The sequence below is a fragment of the Enterobacter sp. JBIWA005 genome, assembly GCF_019968805.1.
In the GTDB taxonomy this organism is placed as follows: Bacteria; Pseudomonadota; Gammaproteobacteria; order Enterobacterales; family Enterobacteriaceae; genus Enterobacter; species Enterobacter vonholyi.
In genome coordinates this window covers 1043451-1056013 of sequence record NZ_CP074159.1, presented here as the reverse complement: position 1 = coordinate 1056013, position 12563 = coordinate 1043451, and the positions used below count along the sequence as shown (strand labels likewise).

10 protein-coding genes are annotated in these 12563 nt (G+C 53.3%); 2 read left to right on the top strand and 8 right to left on the bottom strand.

Going from position 1 to position 12563, the window contains the following annotated elements:
- The first annotated feature begins 19 nt into the window (after nt 1–19).
- Both KGP22_RS04965 and queC read left to right on the top strand, forming a co-directional pair.
- Complete coding sequence (locus KGP22_RS04965; protein ID WP_223581443.1) at nt 20–1720, top strand: SgrR family transcriptional regulator; 1701 nt, start codon at nt 20–22, stop codon at nt 1718–1720.
- A 66-nt stretch (nt 1721–1786) separates the two neighbouring features.
- Nucleotides 1787–2482, top strand: a complete 696-nt coding sequence (queC, locus tag KGP22_RS04960) for a 7-cyano-7-deazaguanine synthase QueC (RefSeq protein WP_008503311.1) — start codon at nt 1787–1789, stop codon at nt 2480–2482.
- A 61-nt stretch (nt 2483–2543) separates the two neighbouring features.
- Here queC and KGP22_RS04955 read toward each other — a convergent pair whose 3' ends face one another.
- The 8 genes from KGP22_RS04955 to tig form a co-directional block, all read right to left on the bottom strand.
- Nucleotides 2544–2942, bottom strand: coding sequence for a YbgC/FadM family acyl-CoA thioesterase (locus KGP22_RS04955; protein ID WP_024906822.1), 399 nt, complete (start codon nt 2940–2942; stop codon nt 2544–2546).
- A 99-nt stretch (nt 2943–3041) separates the two neighbouring features.
- The gene (locus KGP22_RS04950) at nt 3042–3422 is read right to left on the bottom strand and encodes a helix-hairpin-helix domain-containing protein (RefSeq protein WP_133293886.1); all 381 of its coding nucleotides are present in this window, start codon (nt 3420–3422) and stop codon (nt 3042–3044) included.
- Nucleotides 3423–3570: 148 nt separating this feature from the next.
- The gene (gene ppiD, locus KGP22_RS04945) at nt 3571–5442 is read right to left on the bottom strand and encodes a peptidylprolyl isomerase (protein WP_223581442.1); all 1872 of its coding nucleotides are present in this window, start codon (nt 5440–5442) and stop codon (nt 3571–3573) included.
- 212 nt (nt 5443–5654) lie between these two features.
- On the bottom strand, nt 5655–5927 hold the full coding sequence (gene hupB, locus KGP22_RS04940) for a nucleoid-associated protein HU-beta (RefSeq protein ID WP_002444653.1): 273 nt from the start codon (nt 5925–5927) through the stop codon (nt 5655–5657).
- A gap of 210 nt (nt 5928–6137) precedes the next feature.
- Nucleotides 6138–8492, bottom strand: a complete 2355-nt coding sequence (gene lon, locus KGP22_RS04935) for an endopeptidase La (RefSeq protein WP_023334706.1) — start codon at nt 8490–8492, stop codon at nt 6138–6140.
- Between the two features lie 182 nt (nt 8493–8674).
- Nucleotides 8675–9949, bottom strand: a complete 1275-nt coding sequence (gene clpX / locus KGP22_RS04930) for an ATP-dependent protease ATP-binding subunit ClpX (protein ID WP_023310570.1) — start codon at nt 9947–9949, stop codon at nt 8675–8677.
- A gap of 126 nt (nt 9950–10075) precedes the next feature.
- Nucleotides 10076–10699, bottom strand: coding sequence for an ATP-dependent Clp endopeptidase proteolytic subunit ClpP (gene clpP / locus KGP22_RS04925; protein ID WP_010428105.1), 624 nt, complete (start codon nt 10697–10699; stop codon nt 10076–10078).
- 260 nt (nt 10700–10959) lie between these two features.
- Nucleotides 10960–12258, bottom strand: coding sequence for a trigger factor (tig, locus tag KGP22_RS04920; protein ID WP_023310569.1), 1299 nt, complete (start codon nt 12256–12258; stop codon nt 10960–10962).
- Nucleotides 12259–12563 lie beyond the last annotated feature (305 nt).

Below are 12563 nucleotides of genomic sequence, written 5' to 3'. Positions count from 1 at the left end.
TTATTGTTCCGGGTTTCTTATGCGCCAGCTCAATCGACTCAATCAGTATCACCGCCTCTGGCAGCCTTCCCTGGGTGCAACGCAACAGGTCACTATCAGCGAGCTGGCTGCCCGCTGTTTTTGCAGCGAGCGGCATGTCCGAACGTTGCTGCGTCAGGCCCAGGAGGCGGGCTGGCTGAGCTGGCGAGCGCAGTCTGGCCGCGGCAAGCGCGGTGAGCTGACGTTTCATGTCGCGCCGGAGTCACTGCGCAATGCGATGATGGAGGAGGCGCTGAAGAGCGGGCAGCAGCATAACGCGCTGGAACTGGCCCAGCTTGCCCCTGAAGCGCTGCGATCATTACTGCATCCTTTTTTGGGCGGGCAGTGGCAAAACGATACGCCGACGCTGCGCATTCCCTACTATCGCTCCCTGGAGCCGCTGCAGCCGGGGTTCTTACCTGGTCGGGCGGAGCAGCATCTGGCAGGACAGGTGTTCTCAGGCTTGACGCGTTTTAACGGTAACAGCAGTGAACCCACGGGCGATCTGGCGCATCACTGGGATGTCTCTGCTGACGGCATGCGCTGGCATTTCTACATTCGCTCCACCCTGCACTGGCATAACGGCGATAAAATAGAAACGGCGCAACTCCAGCGAAGTCTGACAGCGCTGTTGACGCTCCCCGCCCTGCGCACCCTGTTACAGAGCGTCTTAAATATTGAGACAACGCATCCACAGTGTCTGACGTTTACGCTGCATCAACCTGACTACTGGCTACCGCACAGGCTGGCAACCTACTGTAGCCGTCTTGCGCATCCCGACCATCCTTCGGTTGGCTCTGGCCCCTTTCGGCTGGCTGCCTTTGAGCCCGATCTGGTTCGTCTGGAAAGCCATGAGCAGTATCACCTGAGTCATCCGCTGCTCAAAGCCATCGAATATTGGATCACACCCCAGCTTTTTGATTACAGGCTGGGTACCAGCTGTCGTCACCCGGTGCAAATCGCGATCGGCGAGGCCGACGAGCTGGAAAGTCTGCGGCTGGTAAGCAGCAGCACAAGCCTGGGGTTCTGTTACCTTACGCTAAAACAGAGCGCACGCCTGAGTGAGCTCCAGGCAAAGCGGCTTATCAATATCATTCATCTCTCCCGGCTTCTCCACACCCTTCCACTAAACGAAGGGCTCATCACGCCAACTCAGGAACTGCTTCCCGGCTGGACCATCCCCGAATGGCCTGATTTATCGGGCGTAACCCTCCCTGAAGCATTGACGCTTGTTTATCATCTCCCTGTTGAGCTTCACACTATGGCCAGCCAGTTGAAGGCATACCTGGCGCTACAGGGGTGTGAACTGACCGTCATCTTTCACGACGCCAAGACGTGGGACGGATGCCTGGAGCTTGCAGATGCAGACATCATGATGGGCGACAGGCTTATTGGCGAAGCGCCGGAATATACGCTGGAACAGTGGCTGCGCTGCGATGCCCTCTGGCCGCACGTTCTTAGCGCACCGGCTTACGCCCATTTGCAAGCGACGCTGGATGCGGTACAGACGCAGGCAGAGGCGCGGGATAGGCACGCGGGGCTGCAAGCCATCTTCAACCGGTTAATGGAAAGTGCAGTGCTGACACCACTCTTTAATTATCAATACCAAATCAGTGCTCCACCAGGCGTGAATGGTATACGTCTCAATACCCGCGGCTGGTTTGACTTTACCGAAGCCTGGCTTCCCGCCCCTAAATCGTGAAGAAGCTGGTCGGCGCCACAGGCAGACGGTAACATAACGTTTTTACCGTAACAGTCGAGATGATTTATGAAACGTGCCGTCGTCGTGTTCAGCGGAGGACAAGACTCTACTACCTGCCTGGTTCAGGCCCTTCATCAGTACGATGAAGTTCACTGTGTCACTTTCGATTATGGTCAGCGCCACCGCGCTGAAATCGACGTTGCCCGTGAACTTGCCCTGAAACTGGGCGCACGCGCGCACAAGGTGCTGGACGTTACGCTGTTAAATGAACTGGCCGTGAGCAGCCTCACACGCGACAGTATTCCCGTCCCGGACTACGAACCTGATGCCAGCGGCATTCCGAATACCTTCGTGCCGGGCCGTAATATCCTCTTCCTGACCCTGACGGCGATCTACGCCTACCAGGTAAAAGCCGAAGCGGTGATTACGGGCGTTTGCGAGACCGACTTCTCCGGCTACCCGGACTGTCGTGATGAGTTCGTGAAAGCGCTAAACCACGCCGTCAATCTGGGGATGGCGAAAGAGACGCGCTTTGAAACTCCGCTCATGTGGCTGGATAAAGCCGAAACCTGGGCGCTGGCGGATTACTGGGGCAAGCTGGACCTGGTTCGCAGCGAAACGCTCACCTGCTATAACGGTATCAAAGGCGACGGTTGCGGCCAGTGCGCGGCCTGTAATCTTCGCGCGAACGGACTGAACCACTATCTTGCCGATAAAGCCGGCGTGATGGCCGCGATGCAGAAAAAGACTGGCCTAAAATAGGGCTACTTGACCGTGCTGTCACAAAACGGGTGTCGACAGCACGAGTACGCCTTAACAAGTCTTACGCGATCATCAACTCCAGCTTTTCACGCAACTCACCTTCGAGCGGCAGCGCTTTCTGCGTTTTCAGATCGATACAGACAAAGGTGATTAGCGCATCAGCCACCACCTGCCCTTCTGGATCGAGCGTCACCACCTGGCTTAACACCCCGCTTTTGCCATTGATTTGCTGCACCTGGCTTGTCACCGTGAGCACATCGCCCAGCACGGCCGGACGGCGGTAGTTGATGTTGATATTGACGACCACGAACGCGATGTTGTGCGCGGTCAGCCACTGAAAGCTTTCGCTGTTTTCCAGCCCGTCCCAGCGCGCTTCTTCAAGAAACTCAAGATAGCGGGCATTGTTCACATGCTGATAAACGTCGAGATGAAAACCGCGTACTTTGATTTTTGTCTGCATAGCGCAATAGCCTTTACTGTTATTGTAGGATGAGAGGTCATAACTGGTATGACCTCTTTATCCTGGCAAAATTTTGCCGCAGTGCAAGAAATTGCGTGATTACAATGTCAGGTGTGAGAGGTTGCGCTCAACCAGCGCGCTGCCCATGCCCGGCACCTGTTTGAGATCGTCGACCGTTTTGAAAGGACCATACTCTTCGCGGTAGCTGACGATGGCCTGCGCTTTTTTCAGGCCGACACCATTCATCGCGCGGGCCAGATCTTCCGCAGAGGCAGAATTGATACTGACCCGCGTACCGTCATCATCCGCATTTTTACCGGCGTCAATCGCTTTGGTTTGCCCTTGCACCGGCGCTGCCGCGTCGGACTTGCTCTGGGTAGTTTGTGATTTGGCGGCGGGAGCCGACGCCATCGCGCCCGCGCTCATCCCAGTGGTGGCAATAGCCAGCGTAATTAACAGTGCTTTGATTCCACATTTCATGCTGTTATCTCCTTGTTTGTTGACAGCCACGTCACGATAGCCGCCAGTTCAAACCGGCACAAACAGCAGATTGCAGAAATGGAAAAGGCCGCGAAAGCGGCCTTTAGTTTTTGCAGAGCGTTACGAAAATCTGCGAGCAGACACGTAATTACTGCTGCTGAGTCATTACATCACCCAGCTTGATTTTGGCTTCTTTACGCAGGTTGCTCATCATGGCTTCGAAGGCAATCTGGGCATTGTTCTGGGTAATTCCCTGAACCATCGCTTTCTTCTGCGCTTCTGGTAAGGTGCCGGCTTTCACTTCATCCAGCGCCAGCAGAACGACGTTACCCTGCGCATCGGTGGTGGTACCGAAGCTTGGCTTGTCCTTCGCAGGCAGAGTCAGACCAAACGCGGCCTGGCTGATAGGGTCCTGACCGGTACGGCTCAGCGTTTTCGCTTCACCGAAGCTCAGGCCAGCCGCTTTCAGCGCGTCTTCTTTACCCGTTTTCAGATCGGACAGAATCTTCTCAGCATCCAGTTTCGCCTGCTGTTCAGCTTTGTTGTGCTTAACCTGAGCGATGACCTGATCCTTCACTTCCGCCAGCGGTTTGATCGCTTCTGGCTTATGCTCGCTGACGCGCAACACAAATGCACGATCGCCGTCGACGGTAATGATGTCAGAGTTACTGCCCGGCGTGCCGTTCTCGCCCACCAGACCACCGTTGAAGATTGCATCAGAAACCGGTTTGAAGTTCAGCTCTTCCGGCAGGTTGTCACGACCAAACCAGCCAGTTTCAACCGCCTTCACGCCCGCCGCCTGCTCTGCACCTGCCAGAGATTCGTTGTCGTTGCTGGCAGCATCGCTAACCTTCTGCTGCAGCGCGTAGTAGGCATCCAGCGCTTTTTCCTGTTTCACTTTCGCTGCGATATCATCGCGGACGTCAGCCAGCGGCTTGGTTTTCGCCGCGGTGATGTCGTCCAGACGCACGACCAGGAAACCAACGGAAGACTTAATGACGCCAGAAAGTTGGCCTTTCTCTTTCAGACCGGCATTTTTCAGCTCGTCAGGCGTGGTCGCGTCTTCCAGCCAGCCCATATCACCGCCATTTTTCGCCGAGATAATGTCGGTGGATTTCGCTTTCGCAACGGTCGCGAAATCAGCGCCTTTGTTCAGCTCATCCAGCGCAGCTTTAGCATCAGCCTCGGTTTTCGTCTGAATCACGCTGTAGCGGTTACGCTGGGGCTGAGTGAACTGATCCTGATGCTGATCGTAGTAAGACTGGATCTCTGCATCAGACGCGGTTTCCTGCAGCGCGGCCGCATCCAGCTTGATGTAGCTCACGCGGAACTGCTCTGGAGAAACAAAAGAATTCTTGTTCTGTTCGTACCAGGCGTTAACGTCAGCGTCGCTCACCTGCTGTTTCGCCGCCAGGGCGTTAACATCAATGGTCGCTTCGCGTACAACACGCTGCTGTGCCACCAGCGCGGCCAGTTCGTCCGTTTCACCTTTGAGCATGAAATCGGTGCCCACGACAGCATTGATGAGCTGCTGGGTGGTCAGCTGGTTACGCAGCGCCTGAGCGTACTGATCGGCCGTCATCCCCATCTGGTTGACGATACTGTTGTAACGCGCGTTGTCGAATTTACCGTTAGACTGGAAGGCCTGGGTGGAGAAGATGGCTTTTTTCACCTGCTCATCACTAATGCCAAGGCCGAGTTTTTTGGCATACTGATCGAGCAGCGCTTCGTCGATAAGACGGTTCAACGTCTGTTGGCGCAGAGTCTTCATGTACCCTTCGTTCGCCGCCAGTTCAGAGAATTGGTCGCCCAGCTGTTGCTGCATACGGTTACGTTCACCGGCAAAAGCATTCTCGAACTGACCGCGGCTGATCTCCTGGCCATTCACTTTTGCGGCGTAGTTTGCGCCACCGCCAATAAGGTAACTGCTCACGCCGGTCAATATGAACGACACGATAATGATACCGAAAATAATCTTGAGCACGAGACTGTTAGCAGCCGTGCGTAAGCTGTCCATCATGGTGTAACAACACTCCGCTGTAGGTGACTGGTTACCTGACGCTGACGGAAAATCCTGCCCGTCGCGCGTGAAGGCGTATTGTGACAAGAAAACGGGGCGATTGTCAGCCCACAACTCGCATAAACTCGCACAAATCAGGTCTGGACAAACAAAAAAGGCACATCAAATGATGCGCCCTTGTACTTTCCGGCTTCCCTGAAACGGGAAAGCAATCAGTTTACTGCGTCTTTCAGCGCTTTACCTGCACGGAAACCCGGCACTTTAGCAGCAGCAATGGTGATCTCTTTACCGGTCTGAGGGTTGCGGCCAGTACGGGCAGCACGCTCTTTAACAGCAAAAGTACCGAAGCCTACCAGTGCAACGTCGTCCCCAGCCTGCAGAGATTCAGTAACAGAAGCAATTAATGCATCTAACGCACGTCCAGCTGCAGCTTTAGAAATATCAGCACCAGCAGCAATTTTGTCAATCAGTTGAGATTTATTCACTGTTCTCTTCCTCTCTTTATAATTTATATCGCGCCTGAATCCTTCACAACGCGACCGCGCAGCAGTTATATCAGGCCTGCCATGACCTTACAACACCCGTTGTTGATGGCTGACCTAATCAGCAATCTAAATTAGCTATACAAAAAAAGGCTGGCAAGTGCGAAATCACTTACCAGCCTTGTTTTTATTGACGCTCTTTGCGCGAGGTCACTATTTTGCGGTTACAACCTGCATTCCGGAGGGTTCATTCTGCAAAGCGAGACTGAGAACTTCCTCAATTCGCTTAACAGGATGGATCTGCAGATCGGCAATCACGTTGTCCGGAATCTCTTCCAGATCGCGTTTGTTTTCGTAAGGGATCAATACGGTTTTGATCCCACCGCGGTGTGCCGCCAGCAGTTTTTCTTTTAAACCACCAATCGGCAGAACCTGGCCACGCAGCGTAATTTCACCGGTCATTGCCACATCGGCACGCACCGGGTTCCCGGTCAGGCAGGAAACCAGAGCGGTACACATGGCAATACCCGCGCTTGGACCATCTTTTGGCGTCGCCCCTTCAGGTACGTGCACGTGGATGTCGCGTTTTTCGTAGAAATCAGGGTTAATTCCCAGTTTCTCCGCACGCGCGCGCACCACGGTCAGCGCAGCCTGGATGGATTCCTGCATCACTTCACCCAGCGAGCCGGTGTAGGTCAGTTTGCCTTTACCCGGTACACAGGCGGTTTCGATGGTCAGCAGATCGCCGCCCACTTCCGTCCATGCGAGTCCGGTCACCTGACCAACACGGTTTTCGTTGTCCGCGCGGCCGTAGTCGAAGCGCTGAACGCCGAGATAGGCATGCAGATTGTCGCCGTTAATCACAATGTGTTTCAGGCTCTTATCCAGCAGCAGCTGTTTCACCGCTTTACGACACAGCTTCGAGATTTCACGCTCAAGGCTACGCACGCCCGCTTCACGGGTGTAGTAACGAATGATGCCGATAATCGCGCTGTCCTCAACGGTCAGCTCGTTGGCTTTCAGCGCGTTACGCTCAATTTGTTTCGGCAGCAGGTGCTGCTTAGCAATATTCAGCTTCTCGTCTTCGGTATAGCCCGAGAGACGGATCACTTCCATACGGTCCAGCAGCGGGGCCGGAATGTTCATGGAGTTGGAGGTCGCTACGAACATCACATCGCTCAGGTCGTAGTCCACTTCCAGGTAGTGATCGCTGAACGCCACGTTCTGTTCTGGATCAAGCACTTCCAACAGTGCAGACGCAGGGTCGCCACGCATGTCCGACGACATTTTGTCGATCTCATCGAGCAGGAACAGCGGGTTTTTAACTCCCACTTTCGCCATCTTCTGGATCAGTTTACCCGGCATAGAACCGATGTAGGTACGGCGGTGACCGCGGATTTCCGCTTCATCGCGCACGCCACCCAGCGCCATACGGATATACTTACGTCCGGTCGCTTTGGCGATGGACTGACCCAGAGAGGTTTTACCCACCCCCGGCGGTCCTACCAGGCACAGAATTGGCCCTTTAATTTTGTTTACACGGCTTTGTACCGCGAGGTACTCAAGAATGCGGTCTTTCACGCGTTCCAGGCCGTAGTGGTCGGTATCCAGGATTTCCTGTGCCTGACGCAAGTCTTTTTTGACCTTGCTGCGGGCGTTCCACGGAACCTGCACCATCCACTCAATGTAGCCGCGTACAACGGTCGCTTCAGCCGACATTGGAGACATCATTTTCAGCTTCTGCAGTTCTGCTTCGGCCTTCTCTTTCGCCTCTTTCGGCATCTTCGCCGCGTCGATCTTACGCTTCAGCGCTTCGTTTTCGTCCGGCGCGTCGTCCATCTCGCCCAGTTCTTTCTGAATGGCCTTCATTTGCTCATTCAGATAGTACTCACGCTGAGATTTCTCCATCTGCTTTTTCACGCGGTTGCGAATGCGCTTCTCAACCTGCAGCAGATCGATTTCAGACTCCATCATCGCCATCAGGTATTCCAGACGCTCGTTAACGTCGGACATTTCCAGCACGGACTGCTTGTCAGCCAGCTTCAGCGGCATATGTGCAGCGATGGTGTCCGCCAGGCGCGCAGGATCGTCGATGCTGTTCAGCGACGTCAGCACTTCTGGTGGGATTTTCTTGTTCAGCTTGATGTAGCCTTCAAACTGGCTAATCGCGGTGCGAACCAGTACTTCCTGCTCGCGCTCATCAAGCTCAGGCGAATCAAGGTACTCTGCCTTGGCAGAGAAGTGTTCGCCGTCGTCTGACAGAGTGGTAATACGCGCACGCTGCAGGCCTTCTACCAGCACCTTCACGGTGCCGTCAGGCAGCTTCAGCATCTGCAAAATAGAGGCCACGGTCCCGACGGTGAAAAGATCGTTTACACCCGGCTCATCCGTTGATGCTTCTTTCTGCGCCACCAGCATGATTTTTTTATCATGATCCATGGCGGCTTCAAGGCAACGGATAGATTTTTCCCGCCCTACAAATAAGGGTATGACCATGTGCGGATAAACCACCACATCGCGCAACGGCAATACGGGGATTTCAATGCGTTCAGAACGCTCAGGATTCATAGAGCTCTCTCTTAGTTAGTGTCCGCCAGGTAAGCTGGTCATGTCACTGTGCTTCACATAACCATTAACATGTATCCAGTATATGGGGATGTTTCCCACACATTCAACGCTATGAATACGGAAAAAGTAAAGGGGAGATAAAATCCCCCCTTTTTGATTAACTGCTTGTATGGTTTGGTGAATTATTCGCCAGATGCCTGCTGCGCTTCAGGTTTGCCGTAAATCAGCAGCGGCTTGGTTTGACCGCTAATAACGGACTCGTCAATCACCACTTTCTCAACATCTTCCATCGACGGCAGATCGTACATGGTGTCGAGCAGTGCTGCTTCAACAATTGAACGCAGACCACGAGCACCGGTTTTACGGACCATCGCTTTCTTGGCAATAGCATCCAGCGCTTCGTCGCGGAATTCCAGGTCAACGCCTTCCAGATTGAACAGCGCCTGATACTGCTTGGTCAGCGCATTTTTCGGTTCTTTCAGGATCTGGATCAGCGCGTCTTCACTCAGCTCATTCAGCGTTGCCACAACCGGCAGACGGCCGATGAACTCAGGGATCAGACCGAATTTGATCAGATCTTCCGGTTCAACCTGAGACAGCAGCTCGCCTTCGTTTGGTTTTTCGGACGTCGATTTCACCGTTGCGCCAAAACCAATGCCGGAGCCGGTTTCAACACGGTGGGAGATGACTTTATCCAGACCAGCAAACGCACCACCACAGATGAACAGGATCTTGGAGGTATCAACCTGCAGGAACTCCTGCTGCGGATGTTTACGACCACCCTGTGGCGGAACGGCGGCAACCGTACCTTCGATCAGCTTCAGCAGTGCCTGCTGTACGCCTTCACCCGATACGTCACGGGTGATGGACGGGTTGTCTGATTTACGGGAGATCTTGTCGATCTCATCGATGTAAACAATCCCGCGCTGGGCTTTCTGTACGTCGTAATCGCACTTCTGCAGCAGTTTCTGAATGATGTTTTCAACGTCCTCACCCACGTAACCGGCCTCGGTCAGGGTGGTGGCATCCGCCATCGTGAACGGAACATCGAGCAGACGCGCCAGGGTTTCAGCCAGCAGCGTTTTACCGGAACCGGTTGGGCCGATCAGCAGAATGTTACTTTTACCCAGTTCTACGCCATTGCTGGTGTCGCCGTTACGCAGACGTTTGTAGTGGTTATAGACCGCTACCGCCAGCACTTTCTTGGCCTGCTCCTGTCCGATGACGTAGTCGTCAAGGTGATGACGAATTTCATGCGGTGTTGGCAGCGCGCTGCGCTCACGGTGCGGTGCGACTTCTTTAATCTCTTCGCGAATAATGTCGTTACATAAATCGACACATTCGTCGCAGATATACACGGACGGCCCGGCAATCAGTTTACGCACTTCATGCTGGCTTTTGCCGCAAAAAGAGCAGTACAGCAGTTTGCCCGAACCATCTTTGCGTTTATCTGTCATGAGTCCAAACCTCTTTTTAAGTTCTTTGTGCCGCACATGACGACGCAAATGCCATTCTAAGACGCAAGCTGCAATGAGCAGCGTGCCGCCCTACCTTAGTATAGCGGCACACTCGCGTCGCGGGCATCAATTACGATGGGTCAACACGGAGTCGACTAAGCCGTACTCAACTGCCTCTGGAGCAGAGAGGAAGCGATCGCGCTCGGTATCGCGCTCGATCTGCTCGAGTGGTTGACCCGTATGCTGCGCCATAAGTTCATTCATGCGCGCTTTTACTTTCAGAATTTCGCGGGCGTGGATTTCGATATCCGTCGCCTGCCCCTGATAACCGCCCAGCGGCTGGTGAATCATCACGCGGGAATTTGGCAAGCAGAAACGCTTACCCTTCGCTCCTGCTGTTAACAGGAACGCGCCCATAGATGCAGCCTGACCCATACAGATAGTGCTTACATCAGGTTTGATGAATTGCATGGTGTCATAAATGGACATCCCTGCTGTAATCACGCCACCCGGGGAGTTAATGTACAGGTAAATGTCTTTTTCCGGGTTTTCCGCTTCCAGAAACAGCATCTGCGCCACGATCAGGTTAGCCATATGGTCTTCCACCTGGCCAGTCAGAAAGATAACGCGTTCCTTGAGCAGACGGGAATAGATATCAAAAGAACGCTCACCACGTGAGGTCTGTTCAATAACCATTGGCACCAGAGCCATATGGGGTGCAAAGTTATCTCGTTCGCCACTGTATGACATTTCCGTCTCCTGGATCAAAATTGAAAACACCTGCTGTACTGATTGTAACCTTACGGACGGATTATCAGCCAGTCTCATTCATCGTGATTACGTACTTATGGGGTTTACAGTGCCCTATTTCAAGCATAACAACCTTTTGTTGTTACGCTAACACCGAAAGGGCGTTTTAGCACTCTTCCTGGGCTATAGCTGCGATAAAAAAAAACCGTTGCCGCAAGGCAACGGGTTTTCTGTTCAAACTTTAAACCGTTGGGGCGAAATTACGCCTGCTGGTTCATCAGTTCGTTGAAAGAGGTCGCTTTTTCGGTCACTTTCGCTTTCGCCAGTACCGCTTCAACAGCCTGCTCTTCCAGGGCAACGTTGCGCATGTTGTCCATCAGTTCTTTGTTCTTACCGTAGAACTCGATCACTTCTGATGGATCTTCGTATGCAGAAGCCATCTCTTCGATCAGGCCTTTCACACGTTCTTCGTCAGCTTTCAGCTCGTGGGTACGAATCACTTCGCCCAGCAGCAGGCCAACAACAACGCGGCGTTTCGCTTGCTCTTCGAACAGCTCGCGTGGCAGTTCCATCGCTTGCTGCTGGTTGCCACCGAAACGCTGTGCAGCCTGACGGCGCAGAACGTCGATTTCGCTGTCGATCAGGGCAGCTGGAACGTCGATTTCGTTGGCTTTAACCAGACCTTCGATCGCCTGAGATTTCACACGGTTACGCACCGCGCCGTTCAGTTCGCGTTCCATGTTCTTACGCACTTCGGTACGCAGACCCGCTACAGAACCATCTTCCACGCCGAAACGCTTGATGAATTCTTCAGTCAGTTCTGGCAGTTCGCGCTCTTCAACTTTCTTCAGGTTGATAGCGAACTTCGCTGCTTTCCCTTTCAGGTTTTCAGCGTGGTATTCTTCCGGGAAGGTCACGTCGATGGTGAACTCTTCGCCAGCTTTGTGGCCTTTGATACCGTCTTCGAAGCCTGGGATCATACGACCCTGGCCCATTGCCAGTACGAAGTCAGACGCTTTACCGCCTTCGAACTCTTCGCCGTCTACAGAACCGGTGAAGTCGATGGTGACACGGTCTTCAGCGTCAACAGCGCCTTCTTTCTCTTTCCAGTTCGCCTGCTGCTTGCGCAGGGTATCCAGCATGCCGTCAACGTCTTCGTCAGTCACGGAAACAACTGGTTTTTCAACTTCGATAGATTCCAGACCTTTCAGCTCAACTTCCGGGTACACTTCGAACTCTACAGAGTAGGTGAAGTCTTCGCCCAGTTTGTATTCGCCTGGAACGTAGTTCGGCGCACCGGCCGGATTGATTTTTTCTTTGATGATCGCATCGATAAAGTTGCGGCTCATCAGTTCACCCAGCACATCCTGACGCACGGAAGCGCCATAACGCTGAGCAACAACATTCATTGGTACTTTGCCCTTGCGGAAGCCGTCAATACGTACTTTTTTTGCTACGTTGACCAGCTCGCTTTTCACAGCAGTTTCGATGCTGTCAGCAGCGATAGTAATCGTTACACGGCGGCCAAGGCCTTGAGTGGTTTCAACTGAAACTTGCATCTTGTTACCTCAAAAAAATCACAGTGCTCGGTCAACTCTGAATCTGTCTGTTATACCGGGATGCTCTCTTAGTGCAGATTCACATTCCCTGTCGCCAGAATCATCCCGAAGACATTCAATAAGACGCGGCATTATAGCGGCATCACTTAGGTGAGTCGAGAACGGTTGGGGCATGTTGCTGCGGCTTTTTTCACACTTTAAGGCTATTTTTAGCCTTAAAATCGCACCATCCGCTCAAAACTCAGACAAAACAAAACGGCCCGGAGGCCGTTTTGAGGAAATCTCTAAGCAACATACTGGAAAAG

Coding starts and splice junctions, on each gene's coding strand:
- lon (WP_023334706.1), bottom strand. CDS start 8,492: ATGAATCCTGAGCGTTCTGAACGCATTGAAATCCCCGTATTGCCGTTG.
- tig (WP_023310569.1), bottom strand. CDS start 12,258: ATGCAAGTTTCAGTTGAAACCACTCAAGGCCTTGGCCGCCGTGTAACG.
- queC (WP_008503311.1), top strand. CDS start 1,787: ATGAAACGTGCCGTCGTCGTGTTCAGCGGAGGACAAGACTCTACTACC.
- KGP22_RS04955 (WP_024906822.1), bottom strand. CDS start 2,942: ATGCAGACAAAAATCAAAGTACGCGGTTTTCATCTCGACGTTTATCAG.
- KGP22_RS04965 (WP_223581443.1), top strand. CDS start 20: ATGCGCCAGCTCAATCGACTCAATCAGTATCACCGCCTCTGGCAGCCT.
- KGP22_RS04950 (WP_133293886.1), bottom strand. CDS start 3,422: ATGAAATGTGGAATCAAAGCACTGTTAATTACGCTGGCTATTGCCACC.
- clpX (WP_023310570.1), bottom strand. CDS start 9,949: ATGACAGATAAACGCAAAGATGGTTCGGGCAAACTGCTGTACTGCTCT.
- clpP (WP_010428105.1), bottom strand. CDS start 10,699: ATGTCATACAGTGGCGAACGAGATAACTTTGCACCCCATATGGCTCTG.
- ppiD (WP_223581442.1), bottom strand. CDS start 5,442: ATGATGGACAGCTTACGCACGGCTGCTAACAGTCTCGTGCTCAAGATT.